Genomic DNA, 22,530 nt, shown 5'->3' with positions numbered 1-22,530 from the left:
ACCATGTTGCATGCTATCCCACTGATTCTCGTCCGCCGATTCTCGCCCGCCGCTTCTCGAAAGAGAGGATTCTGCCGGGTCGCATCAAGATCGGCTGCGGCAAAAAGATCTGCGATTCCGTTTGTGGCGGAAACTTTGAATACTTGGATAGGATGCGCGCGTTTCGGATGCAACCTCGCGTGCAATTCATTGTGTAAGATGCGTTTGAAAGGATATCTCTGTTATGACGGCGCCAGGCACGGGAAGCATTTTTCTTTATCCCTTTCGCGCTGCATTGGAACTCCTTCAAGCTCTTATACGCCCGGCTTACAAGGGCGCGCCGTCTTCCTGGACGCTTGAGATGACGGCAATCGTCGTGCTTCTGCCTTTCATCATTCTTGTGTTGCATATGTGGGACGCCGACATTATCCGCGTCACCGCGCAGAGCACCAATTTCATCATGGAATTCCTGCGTGCGGTCACGGACGCGATTCGCACCATCGTCTGGCTGGCCATCGGCATTGTCGTATGGCTTGTCACTGCGATACTTCTTTCGCCCAAACTGCGTGCCAGTGCCAGATCCTGGTTGGTGAAACTCCATAGCTGGGCAACACTCGTGCTGACCTCAATCGTTGTCGCAAGCGTGCCGGTTGAAATCGGAAAACTTGCCATCGGCCGGGCGCGTCCGTTTTTGCTCGATGATGTGGGAGCGGCTTATTTCTCGCCTTTCAAGGGGCAGTTCCTCTATGAAAGCTTCCCGTCCGGCCATTCCATGATGGCTGGCATCATGATGGTTTCGCTTTGGATATTCCTGCCGCGCTGGCGCATCCTGACGGTCCTTATCTGCATTCTCTTCGGGATCAGCCGGCTCGCGGCCGGCGCGCATTATCCGACGGATGTGGTCGCCGGCCTGACAATCGGTTTCGTCACGACCTGGTGGGTTGCCCGCTATATGGCGACGCGAAATATTATTTTTTCTTTGGATGACGATAGCGCGATGCCACGCGTCTGATTTCCCGCAAAAGTTGTCGTGAGGCCTGTGCATCTGGTATGGTAGTGTAATCTAAAGAATTGTATTGATTGAACTATATTGCTGTATTTCGTTAAGGTGCAGTATGAGTTTCATTAGTGAAGTCGCCTACCCAGAAATCGGGAAATCGTGTAAATTTTCAAATATTTCTCCCTCATCTTTTTTGAAAGCCTGCCTAACAGACTGCGTTATTGCCTTGACCAACGGAAAAATTTCGCCTTCGATAAGACCCGTGAAGGCGACAGGTTTGTCACTGCGCTCAAAAATAAGAATTGAAGACCGGATAGCGGTCTCGGGCGAGGGGCAACCTGCTGTAGGGCATGGGCTTGGGAGGTCACGCGGATTTTCCAACGGGTTTATGCAAAAATAAAGCAACAAGAGACGTTGTGAGCCGATGGTTCGACGTTCTCCAGGGAACAAAAAGGTTGCAGGCCAGATGAAAAAAACTCTTATGACGGGTGTATTGGGTGCGGCGGCGCTGTTTGGCGTCGCTTCGGGAGCATCCGCGGACACGCTTTCCGATGTGAAGGCGAAAGGTTTTCTGCAGTGCGGCGTTAATACGGGTCTGCTGGGATTTGCTTCGCCCAACGACAAGGGCGAGTGGTCTGGCTTCGACGTGGACTATTGCCGCGCTGTGGCTTCTGCGATTTTCGGCGATCCAACCAAGGTGAAGTTCACGCCGCTGAATGCGAAGGAACGTTTCACGGCCCTGCAGTCGGGTGAAGTGGATGTTCTGATCCGTAACACGACTTGGACCATCAGCCGCGACACTGCGCTTGGCCTCGATTTTGCTGGCATCAACTACTTTGACGGCCAGGGCTTCATGATCAATTCGAAGAAGCTGTCGGGCATCAATTCCGCATTGCAGCTTTCGGGTGCTTCCATCTGCGTTCAGGCCGGTACGACCACCGAGCTGAACATGGCCGACTATTTCCGCGCCAACAAGATGGAATATAATCCGGTTGTCTTCGAGAAGATCGAAGAAGCCAACGCCGCTTACGATTCCGGCCGTTGCGACGCCTATACGACCGACCAGTCCAGCCTCTACGGGGTTCGTCTGGCGCTTGCCAATCCGGACGATCACGTCATCTTGCCGGAAATCATCTCCAAGGAGCCATTCGGTCTGACCGTTCGTCAGGGCGATTCCAAGTGGGCGGACGTCGTTCGCTGGACCCATAATGCGCTGCTCAACGCCGAGGAATACGGCATTACGCAGGCCAATGTCGAAGAGATGAAGAAGTCCGACAATCCGGACATCAAGCGTCTTCTCGGCGTGGAAGCAGACACGAAGATCGGCACCGATCTCGGTCTCGACAATGACTGGGTGGTGAAGATCGTAAAGGGCGTCGGCAATTACGGTGAAATCTTCGAGCGCAATATTGGTGCCAGCAGCCCGCTCAAGATTGCACGTGGCATCAACGCCCAGTGGAACAAGGGCGGCCTGCAATATGGCGTCCCTGTGCGCTAACGGGAATTACTCTCCAGACTGATCATCGGCGGGTGCAATAGCGCCCGCCGGATTTGTCGGCTCTGCAGTTTGTCCGTTTGCCACTGGCTCCCGTATCACGCGGGCATTTGAATGCTGACAAGCTGCATTTTGGAATTCAACCGCGTCTTGCAGGCCCGCAAGCTCGAGATGAGCCTGAATAGAGGAATGCAAGACCGAACGGTTCGGCATTCGATGCCTCGATTTCAGGAATTGCCCCGCAAACGCGGCCAACCTTTCCTGCTCGACATTGATGCAGCCAGCCGAGAGGCACAGGAAACATATGGCTTCCTATTCTGCAACTGAACGTCGCCAGGACCGCGGCGGAACTTCGCTCCTGTATGATCCGCGAATTCGCGGCATCTTCTATCAGGTCCTTGTCTTTGCTGCGGTCATTGGCGCAATCTACTGGATCGTCGGCAACACGATCACCAATCTGCAGCGGGCAAACATTGCGTCCGGCTTTGGTTTCCTCAACGGGCGCGCTGGTTTTGATATCAGCCAGACGCTCATTCAGTACAACAGCGATTCAAACTATGGCCGGGCCTTTCTGGTCGGCCTCGTGAATACGCTTTATGTGGCCTTGCTCGGTGTCATCACGGCATCGATTATCGGGTTTCTCGTCGGTATTGGGCGTCTTTCGCGCAACTGGCTGATCCGCAAGATCTGCACGGTCTATGTGGAGGTCTTCCGCAATATTCCGCCGCTGCTCGTCATCTTCTTTTGGTATTTCGGCGTTCTGTCGGTCCTGCCGCAGGCACGCGACAGCGTTGCGCTCCCGCTTGGCACCTATCTGAACAATCGCGGCTTCTTCATGCCATCCCCTATCTGGGGTGAAGGGGCATGGCTTCTGCCGGTGGCACTTCTCGTTGGCATCGTGGCCTCCGTCGTTGTTGCGCGCTGGGCAAAACGCCGCCAGATGGCAACCGGCCAGTCCTTTCATACGATACGCGTGTCCGCCGCCCTGATTATCGGCCTTCCGATACTGGCGCTGATCGCGACCGGCTTTCCGATTTCGTTTGACTCGCCGAAGCTCGGAACCTTCAATCTAACCGGCGGCGCGCAGGTCAAGCCGGAGTTCCTGGCTCTGTTTCTGGCGCTTTCCTTCTACACGGCGTCCTTCATCGCCGAGACCGTTCGCGCCGGTGTTCTGGGCGTCAACAAGGGGCAGACCGAGGCGGCCTACGCAGTCGGGCTCCGTCCCGGCCAGACGATGCGTCTCATCATCGTGCCGCAGGCGCTGCGCATCATCATTCCGCCACTCTCGAGCCAGTATTTGAACCTCATCAAGAACTCGTCGCTCGCCATTGCCATCGGCTATCCCGATCTTGTCGCCGTAGGCGGCACGATCCTCAACCAGACCGGTCAATCGGTCGAAGTCGTGGCGATCTGGATGGTGATCTACCTGGGCATCAGCCTGATCGTGTCCGGCCTGATGAACTGGTTCAATGCCAAGATGGCGCTGGTGGAGAGGTGACAATGGAAAACGCAGAGCTCCAATATGTCCGCGCGCAGATGGTGGATGGCGAAGCGCCGCCACGTTCCGTCCAGGGCTTTTCACACTGGCTGCGCGTCAATCTGTTCGCAACGCCGGTCGATGCGGCGCTGACCATTCTCGGCCTGCTGGCCGTGGCATGGTTCCTTCCGCCGATCATCGAGTGGCTGTTCTTCAAGGCCGTTTGGACCGGCGCCGATCGCACTGCCTGCCTGACTGTCGCACAGGGCGGCACGCAACCGGAAGGCTGGTCGGGCGCCTGCTGGGCATTCGTGAACGCGAAATATGAGCAGTTCATCTATGGCCGCTATCCGATTTCCGAACGCTGGCGTGTCAATCTGACGGCGTTGATGTTCGTTGTCCTGCTCGTGCCGCTTCTCATCCCGAAGGCTCCGAAGAAGGGTCTCAATGCGATCCTGTTCTTCTTCGTGTTCCCGATTGTCGCCTTCTTCCTTTTGGTTGGCGGCTGGTTCGGTCTTCCCTTCGTGGAAACGCCGCTCTGGGGCGGCCTGCTGGTCACGCTTGTGCTGTCCTTTGTCGGCATTGCCGTGTCGCTGCCGCTCGGTATCGTTCTTGCGCTGGGACGCCGGTCGAAGCTGCCTGTCATCAAGACCTTTTCGATCATCTTCATCGAAATGGTGCGTGGCGTTCCGCTGGTGACGGTGTTGTTCATGGCCAGCGTCATGCTGCCTTTGTTCCTGCCGCCGGGCGTCACATTCGACAAGCTGCTGCGTGCGCTCATCGGCGTGGCGCTGTTCGCCTCGGCCTATATGGCGGAAGTGGTGCGCGGCGGTCTTCAGGCTATTCCGCGTGGGCAGTATGAAGGCGCTGATGCGCTTGGCCTCAGCTACTGGCAGAAGACGGGACTGATCGTCCTGCCGCAGGCGCTGAAGCTGGTCATTCCGGGTATCGTCAACACCTTCATCGGCCTCTTCAAGGATACGAGCCTTGTCTACATCATCGGCATGTTCGATCTGCTGGGCATCGTCCGTCAGAACTTTTCCGATGCCAACTGGGCTTCTCCACAGACGCCTGCCACAGGTCTGATCTTTGCTGGCTTCGTTTTCTGGATTTTCTGTTTCGCTATGTCGCGATACTCTATATTCATGGAACGACGGCTCGACACGGGTCATAAACGATAAAAATAAAGGGAATAATGGAAATGAGTGCACAAAGCGCCCTCCCGCAATCCGAACTCGGAGTGGATGTCGACCGTTCGAAGATGCAGGTTTCCAAAACCGATGTCGCCATCGAAATCACCAATATGCATAAGTGGTATGGCGAGTTTCACGTCCTGCGCGACATCAACCTCAAGGTCATGCGCGGTGAGCGCATCGTTGTGGCGGGACCGTCTGGCTCGGGCAAATCGACTATGATCCGTTGCATCAATCGTCTGGAAGAACACCAGAAGGGCAAGATCGTCGTCGATGGCATTGAACTGACCAACGACCTCAAGAAGATCGACGAAGTGCGCCGCGAAGTCGGCATGGTGTTCCAGCACTTCAACCTCTTCCCACATCTGACCATTCTGGAAAACTGCACGCTGGCACCGATCTGGGTGCGCAAGATGCCGAAGAAGCAGGCGGAAGAAATCGCCATGCATTATCTGGCCCGCGTGAAGATTCCGGAACAGGCCAACAAATATCCGGGCCAGCTTTCGGGTGGCCAGCAGCAACGCGTGGCGATTGCTCGCGCATTGTGCATGAACCCGAAAGTCATGCTGTTCGACGAACCGACATCGGCTCTCGATCCAGAAATGGTGAAGGAAGTTCTGGACACCATGGTGAGCCTTGCTGCCGAAGGCATGACCATGATCTGCGTGACGCACGAAATGGGCTTTGCCCGTCAGGTTGCCAACCGCGTGATTTTCATGGATCAGGGCCAGATCGTTGAACAGAACTCGCCAAACGAGTTCTTCGACAATCCGCAGCACGAACGCACCAAGCTGTTCCTGAGCCAGATCCTGCACTGATCGGATTTTTGAGCTAGAATCAAGACACCCGCCGGTTCGCCAGCGGGTGTTTTTGTTTATTCGTCGTGCGGACCTTCGCAGAACTGGATACGATTGCCGAAAGGGTCGATGACCGTCATCACGCGGCCCCACGGCTCATTCTCGATTCCCGGCCGCATGAAACGGTAGCCGCGCGCGTTAATCTCCTTATGCAGTTCCTCGACACCCTGCATGCGCACGAAAATATTGGCGCCCGGACTTCCGTCGCCGTGATGTTCGCTAAGATGCAGGGCAAGCCCACTGCGGGAAACCTGCATATAAAGCGGCATTCCCTCGGCAAAGCGATGCTCCCAATCCAGATTGAATCCGAGAAAGCCGAGATAGAATTCGCGGGCCTTTTCAATGTCGAAAATGCGAAAGATCGGACAGGTCTGCTCAAACTGGATTGCCATTCTGAAACGCCTTTGCGACTGATAGTTCAACGAACGGGAGAGGCAATTCGTGACTGATTTTCAATGGGTGGAGAAACTCGCACCTGAGCAATATCGCGAATTTCATGAGTTTTATAGTAAAGAATGGTGGACGAGCGAACGGACGCTGGATGAGGTCACGCATATGCTGGCCCATTGCGATTTGCTTCTCTTCTGCCTCGATGCAAAAGGCGGGATTGCAGGTTTCGTCCGCGTCCTCACGGACTTCACCTTCAAGGCGCTGATCTTCGACGTGATTGTGTCGGAGAAGCATCGGGGGCAGGGGTTGGGGCAGGCCCTTGTCGAACGCGTTCTCAATCATGAAAAGCTGAGGCGTGTGAAAAGCTTCGAACTTTATTGCCCGGAACGGCTTGTGCCCTTCTACCAGAAGCTTGGCTTCGTGAAGGGCACATCCTCGCTGCTCTTCAACCAGTACTAGCTGTTTGTTATCACCGCATTGTCCGACACATCGAAGCGGGATCAGAAATCAGTCCAGTGGACTGATTTCCCCGCCTATGCGCTTCGCACTTTTGCTGGAAATGCTCTAATCTTCCACAAACCGGCGCAGACGTTGCAGGGCATCATCCCATTGGCTGGAAACGGTTGCGAGATAGGCACGGGCGTCGATCAGTGGTGCGGGATGCAGGCGAAACCTGCTTTCCCGTCCGACCTTTTCCCGCTCGACCAGTTTTGCCTGTTCCAGCACTGTCAGGTGCTTGGTGACTGCCTGCCGGGTAATGCTGCCATTTTGCGACAGCGCCACAATTGAGCGGCTTTCACCATCACTCAGGGTTTCGATGAGCGCCAGCCGGGTCGGATCGGCGAGCGCCGCGAAAACCATAGACATATCCGTGCCGGTCACAGCTTGCCTATCGTTCATTTTCGACGTGTCTTTTGATGTTGCCGACTTGCTCCTCCCAGCCGCCTTCGTTCATCCGCAACGCCAGCGGGCTGCGTTCAGCAGGCAGGGCGTCGAAACCGCTTTCGATCACAGTCAGCCGCGTTCCGGTCTCGACCGTTTCCAATCTGAATTCCACCAGCGTCGGCGGCTCCTTGGAATAATCAATGTTGTGGTCCACCGCATAGGGATGCCAAGTGAAGGCAAAATAGCTCGGTGCCTTCATTTCCTTGATGAAGGATTCCCAAGGCTCGTGCTCGAAACCGGGATAGGTGATATGGCCAGTCGAACGGGTGCCGACGATGAATGGCCCGTCGATCTTGACCTGAAACCAGCTTCCAAACTCTTCATGATCGGTAAGGGCGCGCCATACGCGGTCGATCCCTGCATGAATGTCGACGGTCTTTACGATGCGGTCAGTATTGCTTGCGACGGTCATGATATGCATCCTCCGTAATTGGCAACTTAATGGTTGCCAATATAGCGTGATTGCGAAAATGAGCAACCAAAAAGTTGCATATTTTATTCGGGCAGCGGAGCTTTGTCGGGCAAAGGGAACAGTGTCACAAATTTTTCTGCCAAAGCGCGGTCGCCTATGACCTTGAGAACATTGGCGCTTTCCAACGCCGAAAGCGGCTGCCCTCCATAGATGGCTGCCGCCAGCATGCGCGGAGAACTTTCGAAATGGAGATCGTATTTCTGCGCTGTGCCGCGCTCTATCCGAATTCCGTCATCGTCCAGCCAGGCGGTGAAATCTTCTTCGTCCAGACGGAGACCGATCACGGCGCGCATACCGAGGGACCTGTTATGATCCATCATGGTTCGCAGTGAAAGCAGGAAGGAAGCGGTTGAAATCGGCAGGTTGGGATCGTGCTTTGGCGAACGCGCTGCCCAACGACCCAATGTTTGAAGGATAGGTTCACTCTCATAACCCCACTCGGTCAATTCGTAGACCTGTACCGATGCTGGAGGGGGGAGTTTCGTTTTGCGAAGAATGCCAGCTTCTTCCAGCCCTTCAAGCCTCTGCGTGAGGACATTTGCACTCACGCCCGGCAAATCAGCCCGCAGATCGCTGAAGCGTTTGGGGCCGAACATCAATTCGCGCATGACGAGAAGAGACCAGCGTTCCCCAATTAAATCAAGGGCATGAGCCGCAGCGCAGGCATCATCATAACTGCGCTTGGCGGCTGACTTTCCCGGTTTGGTTATTTTTTCTAACTTCATGGTTGCTAATTATAACTTATATGCCATTATGTACAAGCGAACTTTGAGTTCTTCCGATGCCAATCGCGTGAATTGTTTTACGCACGGAAGAACCAAGCATCGATTGCATATCGGGCCTCAGACTCATGGCTCGACCTTATCGCCGGGGGAGCCGGGCAGGCGATAGATAATCGTAAAATAAGATCGGGTCGCTTGGCCCGCCAACGGAGGAAATCTCATGCCGAAAATGATTTTCGTGAACCTGCCAGTGAAGAATGTTGTGCAGTCAACCAGCTTCTATGAAGCCATCGGCGGCACCAAGAATCCCATGTTCTCGGACGAAACGGCTTCCTGCATGGTCTTTTCGGACACTATTCACGCGATGATTCTTGACCATGAAAAGTTCAGCCAGTTCACGCCGAAGAAGATCGCCGATGCCAACACAGTCAGCGAGGTGCTGATCTGTCTGTCTGCGGAAAGCAAGGCTGAAGTCGATACGACGGTGGAGAAAGCGGTGAATGCTGGCGGAAAGGCCGATCCGGGGCCGAAGCAGGATTATGGTTTCATGTATGGACGCAGCTTCGAAGATCTTGACGGTCATATCTGGGAGATAATGTGGATGGATATGGAAGAAGCCAGCAAGGTCATGGGGTAGAGTACTCCAGACAATAGAAAAAACAAACACTTGGAGCGCCCTGCGTCCTTACGGATGCACAAAGAACGCTCCACTCTTCTAACCCTTTAAAACTACGCATCGCCCCGAAGATCGATTCCGATTTTCGGGCCGATGCGGCAGGGAGGAGAAAATGTCAGGTCTGACAATCTGTCTCTGGTTCGACGGACAGGCTGAAGAAGCCGCGAACCACTATGTCTCGATCTTCCGGGCCTGTGGAAGATCAGCTTCGATCGACGGCGCTATCCGTTTCAAGCATGGCCACGGGCAGAACGAGGATCAGCCGGTCGTCGTGAACTTCACGCTCGACGGGCAGGCGATATCCGGTCTCAACGGTGGGCCGACATTCAAGTTTTCCCCGGCAGTCTCGCTCTTCGTCCAATGCAAGGATCAGGCGGAACTGGATATGTTCTGGGAAAAACTGATGGAGGGTGGTGCGCCGATGGAATGCGGCTGGCTGACGGATAAATATGGCTTCTCGTGGCAGGTGGTCCCGCAAATGGTGCTGGATATCCTGCAGAACGGCACTGCCGAACAGCGCCAGCGCGTGGCCGATGCCGTGATGAAGATGGTCAAGCTGGACGTTGCGACGCTCGAAGCAGCGCGCGACGCAGCTTAATTCCGTACGGCCGCAATGGCATCGTAGCCATAGAGCCAGTCCAGATCCTTCAGGAAGCTTTCCGGACTGCGCATGGCGAAGAGCGTGTTGCGGCCAAGCGCGAAAATGCCGGTGGCGTGATAGGCGAACCTGTTTAACTGACCGCGTTTGGCAACCGCCGCGATCCGCTGCTTGCGGGCGCTATCGAAGCGTTTCAGAGCTGCTTCGTGGTCGTCACCGTCCAGCACTTCGGCAAGGGCCGCCGCATCCTCGATTGCCATGGCGGCACCCTGCGCGGCAAAAGGTGTGACCGCGTGCGATGCATCGCCGAGAAAAATCGTCCGGTCGGGCCCGACGAATTGGGCGTCTGCCATTTCGAAAAGCGGCCAATAGGTCCATGCATCGGTCGCTGCCAGAACATCGCGAACCGGAGCGCCCCAATCCGCATAGATGGTGCGCAAACGTGCCGGATCGCCGGTCCTGGACCAGACTTCTCCGGGGTTTTCGCCCGTCGTGATGGCGACGAAATTGAAGAAGCTGCCGCCCTTGACCGGATAGGCGATGAAATGCGCCTTGTTGCCGAGCCATGCGGAAACGGCGTTCCTCGTCTTCATGGCGGATAAAAACGATGCGGGGAGGGCTCCGACGGCAAGTGTCGTGCGCCAGGCAATATGGCCGCTGAACCGTGCCTTGCTGAAACTGGTCTTCGAGCGCTCCGCCGACCAGACGCCATCGCAGGCAATCAGATAGGCTGCTTCGACGGATTCTTCGGAATTGCCATGGCGGATGGTGGTCGCAACGGTTCCGTTTTCGACGCGTTGATTTGTGATTTCAGCGCCGAGACTGATCTCGATGCGGGGCTCTTCACGGCAGGCATCGAGCAAAGCAGATTGCAGGTCGGCACGGTGACAAACGACGTAAGGATGATGCCAGCGCTGACGAGCCTCGTCGCCAAGCTTCATTTCCATCAGCGGCCGCGCTTTACGCCCATCCATGAGATAGAGCGTTTCTGGCGTTACTGTTTGGGTAGAAAGACGGTCGGCAACGCCGAGCCGTTCCAGATGCCGCATCGCATTGGGGGCAAGTTGCAGGCCGGCGCCGACTTCCGAAAGGGTCTCGGCCTTTTCGACAAGCCGGACATTCCAGCCGCGTGCTGCCAGCTCCAGTGCTGCCGACAGACCAGCTACTCCGGCCCCGGCAATCAATATGCGCCCTTTGCTCATGTCGATGAGATCATCCGGCATTCAGCCCCGTCGTGAGGCTGCTCCGATTAAGCAGCCTTATCAGCAGATGCTTCGTAAACGCAGCCTGCCGGAACGGTTTCGTCGGCATGGAGCTTGGCGTTGTAGCGATAGAGGGTCGAGCAATACGGGCAAACGACTTCGCTTTCATCACCCATGTCCAGAAACACGTGCGGATGATCGAAAGGCGGGTTTGCACCAACGCACATGAATTCCTTCACGCCGATTTCGATGGCAGCGTGGCCGGCGTCGTTCTGAAAGTGAGGAATGATGTGATCGGACATAATATGCTCCGGTTCTGGTCGATGGGCGGTATGAGCATGGTCCTGAACCGTGCGCCGGACGAGATCATGCGTAAACATTGGCATGCGTGTACCGCGAAAGTCTTGTTTCCGGAAGCGTTTTCATCAATTCTGAGGACATTTCAAGCTAATTGCTATCAAACTGTCATATGACAGCCATAGGCTTAAGGCAGAGCCGGAATATTCCGGTGGAAGTCGGGACAGGAAAAATGAGCGAAAACAGCGTTATGGCGAGCGAAACCCCCAGCGCATCCCAAGGCGGAACACACGAGATGACAGCCGGACTAGCCCCCAACCCAACCGTGGTTCCCGATATGGAGATAGCGCCTGACGTTCACAAAGCTTTGAACAGCGAGTTGATGCAAAGCGCCGACCGCTTCGTCAATCGCGAGTTTTCCTGGCTGCAATTCAACCGGCGCGTTCTCGAGGAAGCCGCGAATATGCGCCAGCCCTTACTCGAACGCCTGCGCTTCCTGTCCATTTCCGCCGCCAATCTCGATGAATTCTTCATGGTCCGCATTGCCGGTCTCGCTGCACAGGTGCGCGCCGGTGTGGCGCTGCGCAGCGCCGATGGACGTACACCACAGGAACAGCTCGATTTCGTTCTCGACGAAGTGGGGCGCCTGCAGGAAGAACAGCAGCAACGCCTGCGCGCATTGCGCGAGGAACTGGAACAGGAAAGTATCGAGATCGTTCGTCCGTCTGCACTTTCAAGGCAGGAGAAGGAATGGCTCGAAAATCACTTCCTCGAAACGATTTTTCCGGTCTTGACGCCACTCTCCATCGATCCGGCGCATCCGTTCCCGTTCATTCCGAACCTCGGCTTTTCCATCGCCCTGCAGCTTGCGCGTCGTGCCGATAATCATCCTATGACGGCGCTGTTGCGTATTCCTGTCGCGTTGAAGCGCTTTATCCAACTGCCGACTGATCAGGCCAATGTTTACCGCTTCATCACCATCGAGGACGCAGTGAGCCTGTTCATCGGGCGGTTGTTCCCTGGTTATGAAGTGCGCGGCGCCGGTACATTCCGCATCATCCGCGACAGTGATATCGAAGTGGAAGAAGAGGCGGAAGATCTCGTTCGTCTCTTCGAGACGGCACTGAAACGCCGCCGTCGCGGACAGGTGATCCGCATCGAGTTTGATGGAGAAATGCCGGAAGCTCTGCGCGTCTTCGTGGCGACGGAACTTGGTGTTTCGGAAAACCGTATCAGCGTGCATGAGGGCCTTCTTGCGCTCAACATGATTTCGGAGATTGTTTCGATCCCGCGTGAAGACCTGAAATTCGTCTCTTACAATCCGCGTTTCCCGGAGCGTATTCGCGAGCATGGCGGCGATTGCTTCGCAGCGATTCGCGAAAAGGACATTGTGGTCCACCACCCCTATGAATCCTTTGATGTTGTTGTGCAGTTCCTGCGGCAGGCAGCAGCCGACCCGGATGTGCTGGCAATCAAGCAGACGCTTTATCGCACCTCTAACGACAGCCCGATCGTGCGCGCGCTGGTGGATGCCGCTGAAGCCGGAAAGTCCGTAACGGCGCTGGTCGAGCTGAAAGCACGCTTCGACGAGGAGGCGAATATTCGTTGGGCACGCGATCTGGAGCGCGCAGGCGTTCAGGTGGTGTTCGGCTTCATCGAGTTGAAAACCCACGCGAAAATGTCGCTGGTCGTGCGTCGCGAAGACCAGAGGCTGCGTTCCTATGTGCATCTGGGCACGGGCAACTACCATCCGATCACGGCGCGCATCTATACCGATCTGTCGTTCTTTACGTCAGATGCGGATATTGCGCGCGACGTGGCGCATATCTTCAACTTCATCACGGGCTATGCCCAGCCTGCCGAAGAGATGAAGATCGCGATTTCACCCTTCACGCTGCGTGCACGAATCCTGAAGCACATTGAGGATGAAGTGGCGCATGCGAAGGCGGGGCGTCCGGCTGCGATCTGGATGAAGATGAACTCGCTTGTTGATCCACAGATCATTGACGCGCTCTATATGGCGAGCCAGGCGGGTGTTCAGATTGATCTGGTCGTGCGCGGCATCTGCTGTCTGCGTCCAGGTGTTCCGGGACTTTCCGACAATATTCGCGCCAAGTCGATTGTCGGGCGTTTTCTGGAGCACAGCCGTATATTCTGTTTCGGAAACGGCAACGACCTGCCTTCCGACAAGGCAATCGTCTATATCGGGTCCGCCGACATGATGCCGCGCAATCTCGACCGCCGGGTGGAGACCCTCGTTCCGATCACAAATGCCACAGTGCACCAGCAAATCTTGTCGCAAATCATGTTTGCCAACATAATTGATAACCAACAGAGCTATCAGCTACTTGCGGACGGCACCTCTCGCCGGATAGAAAAAGAAGCAGGAGAGGAAGCTTTCAACGCGCAGGAATATTTCATGACCAATCCTAGCCTGTCGGGTCGCGGAAAGTCGCTGAAGTCTTCGGCCCCCCGCCTTATCGCGCATCGCAAGCGCGCGCAGGCGGAAAGAAAAACGACTGCATGAGTCCAGCTGTAGCACAAGGCCGCCTCAAGGGGCTCAAGCCCGTCGCGGTCATCGACATTGGCTCGAACTCGATCCGTGTCGTCATCTATGAAGGCATTGTCCGTTCTCCGACGGTGCTTTTCAACGAAAAGATACTCTGCGGTCTCGGGAAAGGCCTCGCGAAAACCGGCAAGCTCAACGAGAAATCCGTTGAGGCGGCGCTTCGTGCGCTCAAGCGTTTTCGCGCGCTGGCCGAGCAGGCCGGCGCTGTATCCATCCACGCGCTGGCGACTGCGGCTGCGCGTGAAGCGAAAAACGGCCCGGACTTCATCGCTCAGGCGGAAGCCATTCTCGGCCGGCACATTGAAGTGCTGTCCGGCAAGGAAGAAGCCCATTATTCGGCGCTTGGTATCATTTCGGGCTTCTATCGACCAAAGGGCGTGACAGGTGACCTTGGCGGCGGCAGCCTTGAGCTGATCGCAGTGGACGACCACGAGGTAGGCGAGGGGATCACCTTGCCGCTCGGCGGCCTGCGCTTGCAGGATATGTCCGATGGACGGCTGCCAGAGGCAACCAAGATCGCGCGTACGGAGCTGGCAAAGGCTACGCTTCTGCAAGCACATCAGGGCCAGGTGTTCTATGCGGTCGGCGGTACCTGGCGTAACCTTGCCAAGCTGCATATGACGGCGAAGAACTATCCGCTCCATGTCATGCACGGCTATGAGATAAACCCGGTGGAAGCGCAAAGCTTCCTCAAGCGTGTTGCCAAGGGCAATCTGGACACGATGCGCGGCATCGAGGCGGTTTCGAAAAACCGTCGCCAGCTTTTGGCCTATGGTGCTACGGTGCTGTTGGAGACGATCCGTCTGATGAAGCCTTCGAAGATCGTTTTCTCGGCGCTCGGCGTACGCGAAGGCTATCTTTATTCGCTTTTGCCCAAGAACGAACAGCGGCTCGATCCGCTGCTGGCCTCGGCAGACGAACTGTCCATTCTGCGCTCACGCTCTCCGCGTCATGCTCGCGAACTGGCAACATGGACGACTTTGTCCTTGCCGGTGCTCGGTTTTGACGAAACCGAAGACGAAGCGCGCTACAGGCAGGCTGCCTGTCTCGTGGCCGATATTAGCTGGCGCGCGCATCCCGATTATCGCGGATCACAGGCGCTGAACATCATTGCTCACGGCTCGTTCGGCGGTATCGACCATGCCGGGCGTTCCTTCATGGCGCTTGCCAATTATTATCGTCATGAAGGTCTGATCGAAGACGAGATTGCACCGGAAATCATGCAACTCGCCACGCCGCGCCTGCGTGAAAGGGCGAAGTTGCTCGGAGCCTTGCTGCGCGTGGTCTATCTTCTGTCGGCTTCGATGCCGGGCGTCATCCCGCGCCTTGTCTGGCGTGAAGAGGAAAACGGCATTGCGCTTGTCGTGCCGGGAGACCTTGCCGATCTGATTTCGGATCGTCCCGAAGGCCGCTTGCAGCAGCTTTCCAAGCTGACGGGAAAGAATATCTATTTCGCGGTCGGTGACGCGGCGATTGAGGGGACACGGGAATAAGGCAGTAAGTGAGTAGGGCAGTAAGGCGGTATGTTTAACGCAAACGTTCACATACTGCCTTACTGCCCTATTGCCTTATTCCCCTAACTCAACCGCCCTGATCCGCCGGTTCTCGAACTTGATAACGATCTTGCCGTCGATGAGATCGAGGGCTTTCTGACCGAACACCTCGCGACGCCAGCCATGCAGGGCAGGTACATTGGCCTTTTCGCCTTCTGAGGCGATCTTTTCGATGTCATCAGAACTGGCGACGATCTTTGCCGCGACGCCGTGCTCTTCCGTCACAAGCTTGAGCAGAACCTTGAGGATATCTGCAGCAGCAGCGCTGCCTTCCGGCGAATGCAACGGCTTCGGCAATTTCGGCAAATCTTCCTTGGGGATTTCAAGCGCTGACTGGATCGCAGCGACAAGCCCTGCAGCCTGTGCCGAGCGCTCCCAGCCTTTCGGGATCGAACGAAGGCGACCGAGTGCTTCTGCGTCACGCGGCTGCTGCTGTGCGATTTCAGCGATGGTATCGTCCTTGATGATACGTCCGCGCGGCACATTGCGCTCGCGTGCTTCGCGTTCACGCCAGGCGGCCACAGCCTGCACAATGGCAAGTTCGAGCGGTTTGCGGACGCGCGCCTTGACCCGCCGCCAGGCATCGTCCGGATGCAGGTCGTAGGTTTCGCGGGAAGTCAGCACCGCCATTTCCTCGTTTACCCACTCGCTGCGGCCTTCTTTCTGAAGCTCTTCCTTCAGGTAGAGGTAGATGTCGCGCAAATAGGTAACGTCGGCCAGAGCATAGTCGAGCTGCTTTTCCGAAAGCGGACGGCGGCGCCAGTCGGTGAAGCGCGACGACTTGTCGATGTGTTTGCCGGTCACCTTCTGGACCAGCTGGTCGTAGGAAATCGCATCACCGAAACCACAGACCATCGCCGCGACCTGACTGTCGAAGACCGGTGAAGGGATGAGGTCGCCCAGATGGAAGACAATTTCGATGTCCTGCCGTGCGGCGTGGAAAACCTTGACGATCTTCTCGTCCGCCATCAGGCGGAAGAACGGCGCAAGGTCGAGCCCCGGTGCCAGCGCGTCCACTAGCGCCGTATGGTCTGGCGAAGCCATCTGGATAAGGCACAATTCCGGCCAGAACGTCGTTTCACGGATGAATTCTGTATCGACCGTGACGAAATCGGATTTGGCAAGGGCGGATACGGCCTCTTCGAGGGCCTCTGTCGTCGTGATGAGATGCATGTCTACCTTTTAGAGAAAGCGCGGCCGCTTGTCGCGAAAGAATGCGCAAAACCCGCAGCATAACAAGTGCAAATCGTGTTTTTTGTCGATACGTTGCGTCATGTGCCCCGAACCTCGACCCTTGTAGAGAGTGCAGACTTGACAAAACCCGGTCAAAATGCGCTTTTCCGCCAGAATTTGCAGCGCTTTGCCTGCACTGACTTATCTTACCAAAAGGCAGAAATCATGCACCGTTACCGCAGCCATACCTGCGCAGCCCTTCGCAAGACGGACGTTGGTTCGAACGTTCGCCTTTCCGGATGGGTTCACCGCGTCCGTGACCATGGCGGCATTCTCTTCATCGATCTTCGCGATCATTACGGCATTACCCAGATCGTGGCCGATCCTGATTCGCCCGCGTTCAAGGTTGCCGAGACGGTTCGCGGCGAGTGGGTTATCCGCGTCGATGGTGAAGTGAAGGCCCGCGCAGACGATGCGGTCAATACGAATCTGCCGACCGGAGAGGTGGAAATCTTCGCAACCGAGATCGAAGTACTCGCAGCCGCCAAGGAATTGCCGCTGCCGGTCTTCGGCGAGCCGGACTACCCGGAAGATATCCGCCTGAAGTACCGTTTCCTCGATCTGCGCCGCGAAACGCTGCACAAGAACATCATGAGCCGCACGAAGATCATCGCCGCGATGCGTCGCCGCATGACCGAAATCGGTTTCAATGAGTTCAGCACGCCGATCCTGACGGCCTCGTCGCCGGAAGGCGCACGCGATTTCCTCGTGCCGAGCCGTATTCACGAAGGCAAGTTCTATGCGCTGCCGCAGGCGCCGCAGCAGTACAAGCAGCTTCTGATGGTTGCCGGTTTCGACCGCTACTTCCAGATCGCGCCTTGCTTCCGCGACGAAGACCCGCGTGCCGACCGTCTGCCGGGCGAATTCTACCAGCTCGACCTCGAAATGAGCTTCGTGACCCAGGAAGAAGTCTGGGAAACGATGGAACCTGTCATGCGCGGCATCTTCGAAGAGTTTGCTGAAGGCAAGCCGGTGACGCAGCAGTTCCGCCGCATCGCCTATGACGATGCAATCCGCACCTATGGTTCGGACAAGCCGGATCTGCGCAACCCGATCGAGATGCAGGCTGTGACCGACCATTTCGCCGGTTCGGGCTTCAAGGTCTTCGCAAACATGATCGCCAACGATCCGAAGGTCGAAGTCTGGGCAATTCCGGCCAAGACCGGCGGATCGCGCGCATTTTGCGACCGCATGAATTCCTGGGCGCAGAGCGAAGGTCAGCCGGGTCTCGGCTATATCTTCTGGCGCAAGGAAGGTGACAAGCTTGAAGGCGCTGGCCCGATTGCCAAGAACATCGGTGAAGAGCGCACGGAAGCGATCCGCACGCAGATGGGTCTGGAAGACGGCGATGCCTGCTTCTTCGTTGCTGGTCTGCCCTCCAAGTTCTACAAATTCGCAGGCGATGCCCGCACGCGCGCTGGTGAAGAACTGAACCTCGTCGATCGTGACCGTTTCGAACTGGCCTGGATCATCGACTTCCCGTTCTACGAATGGGACGAAGACAACAAGAAGCTCGACTTCGCACACAACCCGTTCTCCATGCCGCAGGGCGGAATGGACGCGCTGGAAAATCAGGACCCGCTCGCCATCAAGGCTTACCAGTACGATCTCGTCTGCAACGGCTTCGAAATCGCTTCCGGTTCGATCCGTAACCAGCTGCCGGACGTCATGGTCAAGGCATTTGAAAAGGTTGGTCTCAGCCAGCAGGACGTGGAAGAGCGTTTCGGCGGTCTCTATCGTGCGTTCCAGTACGGTGCACCTCCGCATGGCGGCATGGCTGCCGGTATCGACCGCGTCATCATGCTTCTGGTCGGTGCGAAGAACCTGCGCGAAATCTCGCTGTTCCCGATGAACCAGCAGGCGCTCGATCTTCTGATGAATGCGCCTTCGGATGTGTCGCCCGCGCAACTGCGTGACCTGCATATCCGTCTGGCTCCGGTACAGAAGAGCTAAGCGACCTCTATGAAAAGCAAAAACCCGGACTTGAGCCGGGTTTTTTTTATTAGGCAACAATAAGCCCGATGAGTTTTCTCACCGGGCTTTTTGGTTTTAATTATTAGCGTCGACGCTGACTTTCAGAAGCTGGATGATCTTCGTCGGGTCCAGCGATGCGGTGGCAACAATGGAAGCGAAGGTCACCGGCTGGTCCGGCGATGCGCTAATGGTCAGCGACTTCGGATCATCGAAGAACTTGTCGGATGCGGCCTTGAGCTGCTGGGCAAATTCAGGGTTCTTCAGCTGTGTCGCCATCAGCGGAACCATCATTTTCAGCTGCTCGCCAAGCTGCTTGCCATCCGCGCCCTGCTGCTTGCCGTAATAGTCGAGAAGCTTCTGGGTCAGGGTTTCGTTGTCGAAGCGGATCGACAGGTTCTTCAAGTTCAGCTGTTCCGCCAGACCCAGAATTGCAAGTCCGGCAGCATCCTTGTCTGCGTCGGCCTTGCTCATGTTTTCCTGTGTCTTCTGGACGGCTTCGAGGAAGGCCAGATCATACCCACCGAGGCTGCCGGTGATGTTGATCTTGCCAAGTTCCTCGGCCTGAAGTTCCAGCTGGTCCAGCGATGTGTCGCCCGAAGTCGGCGACCAGCTGCCCTTGGAGTTCAGCGAGCCGTTGAAGGTGTTCATGTCGAGCGGTGCAAGCGGGTTCTTGCCGCCCTTCTCAAAGGTCGCGTCGATATTGGCGATGGTCCAGACATAGCCGATCTTCTCGGCCTTGTTGGAGGTGTCGAGCGACAGGTCGAAACCCTTTACGGTGGCGCCATCCGTGCCGGGGGTGCCGAACTGGATTTCGTCAATCTTCAGCTTGTCATACATGACCATGCTGTCGAGCGGACCCTTGGCGGTTTCCGACGGAATATACACGTTCTGCATGGCAAGGCCCTTGATCTCGGCCTTGTCGTTCTTGTCTTCCTCGCCAGCAAAGGCAAGATCGGGCACGGTGACCTGTTCGATGCTGTAGCCGCCGTCCGGCGCATCCTGAACGTTCTGGAGCGTCACGTCGCCGAGGGCGGTTTCTTTTTCGCCCACCGTCGGCAGCTTGATCTTGGTGCCCTGGAGCACGATGTCGGAGCCGTTCGCCTGAACATTGGCGAAGCTCAGTTCGCCGCCCTGTTTCGCATAAAGTGCCTTGATACGCTCGGCGACTGCATTGGCGTCAGCTGCCATGGCCGCGCTGCCGAAAATCAGCGAAAGCGCTGTACCTGCAGCCAAAACACGTGCCGCTGGCTTGATATTGACGAAAACCTGCATTCGAAGCTCCTGCCTAATCTCTAATATAGCGCGGCATTCATAGGCGGAAATCACTCGCAATAACAACATGATTTCCTCATCCTGCGATTGCAGCCGGGGAAACTTACCCTTGATACCTCTATAGGACATAAATGGCGGCAGGATTGCGACTATTACACACTAATGTACTGGATTGGTTCTCCTGAACTCTTGCTGGCGAATCGCGCAGTTGGTACTGAGAGACATGGGAAAAAGTCTGATTCCGCCGGATGACGGCGAAGAACACATCGAACGGGTCGATCTCAAATCGGCTCTCGAGGAACGTTACCTCGCTTATGCGCTGTCGACGATCATGCATCGTGCGCTGCCGGACGTGCGCGACGGCTTGAAGCCGGTGCATCGTCGCATCATGCACGCCATGCGTCTGCTGCGTCTCAATCCCGATCAGGCCTATGCAAAATGCGCCCGTATCGTCGGTGATGTGATGGGTAAGTTCCATCCGCATGGCGATGCGTCGATCTACGATGCGCTGGTGCGTCTGGCGCAGGATTTCGCGGTGCGTTATCCGCTCGTGGACGGGCAAGGCAACTTCGGCAATATCGACGGCGATAACGCGGCTGCCATGCGTTACACCGAAGCGCGTATGACGGAAGTGGCGACGTTGCTGCTGGAAGGCATCAACGAAAACGCCATCGATTTCCGCCCGACCTATAATGAAGAGGACGAAGAGCCGATCGTTCTGCCGGGCGCTTTCCCGAACCTGCTTGCAAACGGTTCGGCGGGCATTGCGGTCGGCATGGCGACCAATATTCCGCCGCATAATGTGGCGGAGCTTTGCTCGTCGGCGCTCTATATCATCAATCATCCTGACACGCCGGTTGAGGAACTCGTTACCTCGCCGGAGCAATGGGAAGAACTGAAGCGCGAAGCCGAGACCGACCCGGCTGCTCTGTTGAAGTGCAAGGTGCGTGGCCCGGATTTCCCGACCGGCGGCATCCTTGTCGAAGAGCATGGCAATATCTTGGAAGCCTATCGCACGGGCCGCGGCGCATTTCGTGTGCGCGCGCGCTGGGAGAAGGAAGAAGGCAATCGCGGCACCTGGGTGATCGTCGTCACCGAAATTCCCTATCAGGTTCAGAAATCGCGCCTGATCGAAAAGATTGCCGAGCTGCTGCTGGCAAAGAAGCTGCCATTGCTCGACGACATTCGTGACGAGTCGGCGGAAGACATCCGTATCGTTCTGGAGCCGAAGAACAGGACTGTCGATCCTGAACTGCTGATGGAATCGCTGTTCAAGCTGACCGAGCTGGAAAGCCGCGTTTCACTGAACATGAACGTGCTGTCGCATGGCAAGGTGCCGAATGTTCTGTCGTTGGGCAGCGTTCTGCGCGAGTGGCTCGACCACCGCAAGGAAGTGCTTGTCCGCCGTTCGCAATTCCGTCTGGCGGAAATCGAAAGACGCCTGGAAATCCTTGGTGGCTTCCTGATCGCCTATCTTAATCTGGATGAAGTGATCCGCATCATCCGCGAGGAGGATGAGCCGAAGCAGGACCTGATGCGGACCTTCGAGCTGACCGACGTTCAGGCCGAGTCGATCCTCAATATGCGCCTGCGTTCGTTGCGCAAGCTCGAGGAATTCGAAATCCGCAAGGAGTTCGACGATCTCACCGTCGAGAAGACCGATCTCGAAGGGTTGCTCGCTTCGGGCACACGCCAGTGGAAGAAGATCAGCGCCGAAATCAAGTCGGTGCGCGAAAAGTTCGGTCCGAAGACCAAGCTCGGCGCGCGTCGCACGACCTTTGCTGATGCGCCGACCCACGATCTGGAAGATATTCATCAGGCGATGATCGAGCGTGAGCCGGTCACGATCGTGGTTTCGGAAAAGGGCTGGCTGCGCGCGATGAAGGGGCATCTGGCCGATTTCTCGACGCTCGCCTTCAAGGAAGGCGACAAGCTCAAGCTCGCTTTCCATGCCGAGACGACGGACAAGCTTCTGTTCTTCACGACGGGCGGCAAGTTCTTCACCATCGGCGCAAACACGCTGCCGGGCGGTCGCGGCCATGGCGAGCCGATCCGCATCCTTGTCGACATGGAAAACGATCAGGATATCTTGACGGCCTTCGTGCATGATCCATCCGCGAAACTGCTGCTTGTCAGCCATGAAGGTAACGGTTTCATCGTTCCGGAAAACGAAGCGGTCGCCAACACCCGCAAGGGCAAGCAGGTGATGAACGTCAAGGCGCCGGACGAGGCAAAGCTTTGCCAGCGCGTTTCGGGCGATCATATCGCTGTCGTCGGCGAGAATCGCAAGATGGTGGTCTTCCCGCTTTCCGACATTCCGGAAATGACACGCGGCAAGGGCGTGCGCCTGCAAAAATACAAGGATGGCGGTGTTTCCGACGTCCGCACCTTTGCACTTGCCGAGGGGCTTTCCTGGCAGGATTCGGCAGAGCGCACCTTCAATCGCAACAAGGAAGAGCTTGTCGAGTGGATCGGCGCACGCGCCTCTGCGGGCCGTCTGGTGCCGAAGGGCTTTCCGCGTTCAGGCAAGTTCTAAGTGCCTGATCTAAAAGTCGTCATGCCGGTCTGAAAATGGCGATTTCTGTGCTTCCGGTGCTCACGTACCTTTATGTACGCTGCGCTCCGG

20 protein-coding genes are annotated in these 22,530 nt (G+C 56.5%); 12 read left to right on the top strand and 8 right to left on the bottom strand.

The features are described from left to right. Positions 1-223 precede the first annotated feature (223 nt). From lpxE to MKS82_RS05695, 5 genes are all read left to right on the top strand, one after another. A complete protein-coding gene (lpxE, locus tag MKS82_RS05715; protein ID WP_240578477.1) occupies positions 224-991 on the top strand; it encodes a lipid A 1-phosphatase LpxE in 768 nt (255 codons plus the stop codon). Positions 992-1,445: 454 nt separating this feature from the next. Further along, entirely contained in the window at positions 1,446-2,477 is a 1,032-nt protein-coding gene (locus MKS82_RS05710) for an amino acid ABC transporter substrate-binding protein (RefSeq protein ID WP_071631386.1), read from the top strand. A gap of 301 nt (positions 2,478-2,778) precedes the next feature. After that, positions 2,779-3,972, top strand: coding sequence for an amino acid ABC transporter permease (locus MKS82_RS05705; RefSeq protein ID WP_240578476.1), 1,194 nt, complete (start codon positions 2,779-2,781; stop codon positions 3,970-3,972). Between the two features lie 2 nt (positions 3,973-3,974). Then, positions 3,975-5,132: an amino acid ABC transporter permease gene (locus MKS82_RS05700; protein ID WP_240578475.1), complete on the top strand. Its 1,158-nt coding sequence runs from the start codon at positions 3,975-3,977 to the stop codon at positions 5,130-5,132. Positions 5,133-5,152: 20 nt separating this feature from the next. Then, a complete protein-coding gene (locus MKS82_RS05695; RefSeq protein ID WP_109988423.1) occupies positions 5,153-5,962 on the top strand; it encodes an amino acid ABC transporter ATP-binding protein in 810 nt (269 codons plus the stop codon). Between the two features lie 56 nt (positions 5,963-6,018). Here the strand turns inward: MKS82_RS05695 and MKS82_RS05690 are convergent, their stop codons facing one another. Beyond that, positions 6,019-6,393, bottom strand: a complete 375-nt coding sequence (locus MKS82_RS05690; RefSeq protein ID WP_151554792.1) for a glyoxalase superfamily protein — start codon at positions 6,391-6,393, stop codon at positions 6,019-6,021. Positions 6,394-6,442: 49 nt separating this feature from the next. Here MKS82_RS05690 and MKS82_RS05685 point away from each other — a divergent pair, with 49 nt between their 5' ends. Next, positions 6,443-6,850, top strand: coding sequence for a GNAT family N-acetyltransferase (locus MKS82_RS05685; RefSeq protein WP_240578474.1), 408 nt, complete (start codon positions 6,443-6,445; stop codon positions 6,848-6,850). A gap of 105 nt (positions 6,851-6,955) precedes the next feature. Here MKS82_RS05685 and MKS82_RS05680 read toward each other — a convergent pair whose 3' ends face one another. The 3 genes from MKS82_RS05680 to MKS82_RS05670 form a co-directional block, all read right to left on the bottom strand. Beyond that, positions 6,956-7,291: an ArsR/SmtB family transcription factor gene (locus tag MKS82_RS05680; protein WP_176037485.1), complete on the bottom strand. Its 336-nt coding sequence runs from the start codon at positions 7,289-7,291 to the stop codon at positions 6,956-6,958. Then, positions 7,281-7,748: an SRPBCC family protein gene (locus tag MKS82_RS05675; protein ID WP_240578473.1), complete on the bottom strand. Its 468-nt coding sequence runs from the start codon at positions 7,746-7,748 to the stop codon at positions 7,281-7,283. Before MKS82_RS05675 ends, MKS82_RS05680 begins: the two co-directional genes overlap by 11 nt. A gap of 83 nt (positions 7,749-7,831) precedes the next feature. Beyond that, positions 7,832-8,533, bottom strand: a complete 702-nt coding sequence (locus MKS82_RS05670) for a winged helix-turn-helix transcriptional regulator (RefSeq protein ID WP_240578472.1) — start codon at positions 8,531-8,533, stop codon at positions 7,832-7,834. 217 nt (positions 8,534-8,750) lie between these two features. Between MKS82_RS05670 and MKS82_RS05665 the strand changes: the two genes are divergently transcribed. Next, a complete protein-coding gene (locus MKS82_RS05665) occupies positions 8,751-9,167 on the top strand; it encodes a VOC family protein (RefSeq protein ID WP_240578471.1) in 417 nt (138 codons plus the stop codon). A 151-nt stretch (positions 9,168-9,318) separates the two neighbouring features. Next, positions 9,319-9,804 (top strand): VOC family protein, encoded by a 486-nt coding sequence (locus tag MKS82_RS05660; RefSeq protein ID WP_109988418.1) that lies wholly within the window; start codon positions 9,319-9,321, stop codon positions 9,802-9,804. Here the strand turns inward: MKS82_RS05660 and MKS82_RS05655 are convergent. Together MKS82_RS05655 and MKS82_RS05650 are read right to left on the bottom strand one after the other, a co-directional pair. After that, positions 9,801-11,006 carry an FAD-binding protein gene (locus MKS82_RS05655; protein WP_240578658.1) on the bottom strand — a complete coding sequence of 402 codons (1,206 nt, stop codon included), beginning with the start codon at positions 11,004-11,006 and terminating at the stop codon, positions 9,801-9,803. The two genes, MKS82_RS05660 and MKS82_RS05655, sit on opposite strands and share 4 nt — an antisense overlap. Positions 11,007-11,053: 47 nt before the next feature. Next, entirely contained in the window at positions 11,054-11,308 is a 255-nt protein-coding gene (locus MKS82_RS05650) for a zinc-finger domain-containing protein (protein ID WP_240578470.1), read from the bottom strand. 290 nt (positions 11,309-11,598) lie between these two features. Between MKS82_RS05650 and MKS82_RS05645 the strand changes: the two genes are divergently transcribed. Further along, positions 11,599-13,830, top strand: coding sequence for an RNA degradosome polyphosphate kinase (locus tag MKS82_RS05645; RefSeq protein WP_240578657.1), 2,232 nt, complete (start codon positions 11,599-11,601; stop codon positions 13,828-13,830). Then, entirely contained in the window at positions 13,827-15,365 is a 1,539-nt protein-coding gene (ppx, locus tag MKS82_RS05640) for an exopolyphosphatase (protein ID WP_240578469.1), read from the top strand. Before MKS82_RS05645 ends, ppx begins: the two co-directional genes overlap by 4 nt. 75 nt (positions 15,366-15,440) lie before the next feature. On the opposite strand, the gene rnd is transcribed toward ppx, so the two are convergent. Beyond that, entirely contained in the window at positions 15,441-16,598 is a 1,158-nt protein-coding gene (gene rnd / locus MKS82_RS05635; RefSeq protein ID WP_240578468.1) for a ribonuclease D, read from the bottom strand. 225 nt (positions 16,599-16,823) lie between these two features. On the opposite strand from rnd, the gene aspS reads away from it, so the two are divergent. Then, positions 16,824-18,611, top strand: coding sequence for an aspartate--tRNA ligase (gene aspS, locus MKS82_RS05630; protein WP_240578467.1), 1,788 nt, complete (start codon positions 16,824-16,826; stop codon positions 18,609-18,611). A 96-nt stretch (positions 18,612-18,707) separates the two neighbouring features. Here aspS and MKS82_RS05625 read toward each other — a convergent pair whose 3' ends face one another. Then, positions 18,708-19,904 carry a hypothetical protein gene (locus MKS82_RS05625; protein ID WP_240578466.1) on the bottom strand — a complete coding sequence of 399 codons (1,197 nt, stop codon included), beginning with the start codon at positions 19,902-19,904 and terminating at the stop codon, positions 18,708-18,710. 223 nt (positions 19,905-20,127) lie between these two features. Between MKS82_RS05625 and MKS82_RS05620 the strand changes: the two genes are divergently transcribed. Further along, positions 20,128-22,440, top strand: a complete 2,313-nt coding sequence (locus MKS82_RS05620) for a DNA topoisomerase IV subunit A (protein WP_240578465.1) — start codon at positions 20,128-20,130, stop codon at positions 22,438-22,440. The last annotated feature ends 90 nt before the right edge of the window (positions 22,441-22,530 follow it).

This window comes from Ochrobactrum sp. A-1, assembly GCF_022488005.1.
Taxonomy (GTDB): Bacteria; Pseudomonadota; Alphaproteobacteria; order Rhizobiales; family Rhizobiaceae; genus Brucella.
This window is presented reverse-complemented; position numbering and strand designations above follow the sequence as displayed.

Coding starts and splice junctions, on each gene's coding strand:
- lpxE (WP_240578477.1), top strand. CDS start 224: ATGACGGCGCCAGGCACGGGAAGCATTTTTCTTTATCCCTTTCGCGCT.
- MKS82_RS05710 (WP_071631386.1), top strand. CDS start 1,446: ATGAAAAAAACTCTTATGACGGGTGTATTGGGTGCGGCGGCGCTGTTT.
- MKS82_RS05705 (WP_240578476.1), top strand. CDS start 2,779: ATGGCTTCCTATTCTGCAACTGAACGTCGCCAGGACCGCGGCGGAACT.
- MKS82_RS05700 (WP_240578475.1), top strand. CDS start 3,975: ATGGAAAACGCAGAGCTCCAATATGTCCGCGCGCAGATGGTGGATGGC.
- MKS82_RS05695 (WP_109988423.1), top strand. CDS start 5,153: ATGAGTGCACAAAGCGCCCTCCCGCAATCCGAACTCGGAGTGGATGTC.
- MKS82_RS05690 (WP_151554792.1), bottom strand. CDS start 6,393: ATGGCAATCCAGTTTGAGCAGACCTGTCCGATCTTTCGCATTTTCGAC.
- MKS82_RS05680 (WP_176037485.1), bottom strand. CDS start 7,291: ATGAACGATAGGCAAGCTGTGACCGGCACGGATATGTCTATGGTTTTC.
- MKS82_RS05675 (WP_240578473.1), bottom strand. CDS start 7,748: ATGACCGTCGCAAGCAATACTGACCGCATCGTAAAGACCGTCGACATT.
- MKS82_RS05670 (WP_240578472.1), bottom strand. CDS start 8,533: ATGAAGTTAGAAAAAATAACCAAACCGGGAAAGTCAGCCGCCAAGCGC.
- MKS82_RS05665 (WP_240578471.1), top strand. CDS start 8,751: ATGCCGAAAATGATTTTCGTGAACCTGCCAGTGAAGAATGTTGTGCAG.
- MKS82_RS05660 (WP_109988418.1), top strand. CDS start 9,319: ATGTCAGGTCTGACAATCTGTCTCTGGTTCGACGGACAGGCTGAAGAA.
- MKS82_RS05655 (WP_240578658.1), bottom strand. CDS start 11,006: ATGAGCAAAGGGCGCATATTGATTGCCGGGGCCGGAGTAGCTGGTCTG.
- MKS82_RS05650 (WP_240578470.1), bottom strand. CDS start 11,308: ATGTCCGATCACATCATTCCTCACTTTCAGAACGACGCCGGCCACGCT.
- MKS82_RS05645 (WP_240578657.1), top strand. CDS start 11,599: ATGACAGCCGGACTAGCCCCCAACCCAACCGTGGTTCCCGATATGGAG.
- ppx (WP_240578469.1), top strand. CDS start 13,827: ATGAGTCCAGCTGTAGCACAAGGCCGCCTCAAGGGGCTCAAGCCCGTC.
- rnd (WP_240578468.1), bottom strand. CDS start 16,598: ATGCATCTCATCACGACGACAGAGGCCCTCGAAGAGGCCGTATCCGCC.
- aspS (WP_240578467.1), top strand. CDS start 16,824: ATGCACCGTTACCGCAGCCATACCTGCGCAGCCCTTCGCAAGACGGAC.
- MKS82_RS05625 (WP_240578466.1), bottom strand. CDS start 19,904: ATGCAGGTTTTCGTCAATATCAAGCCAGCGGCACGTGTTTTGGCTGCA.
- MKS82_RS05620 (WP_240578465.1), top strand. CDS start 20,128: ATGGGAAAAAGTCTGATTCCGCCGGATGACGGCGAAGAACACATCGAA.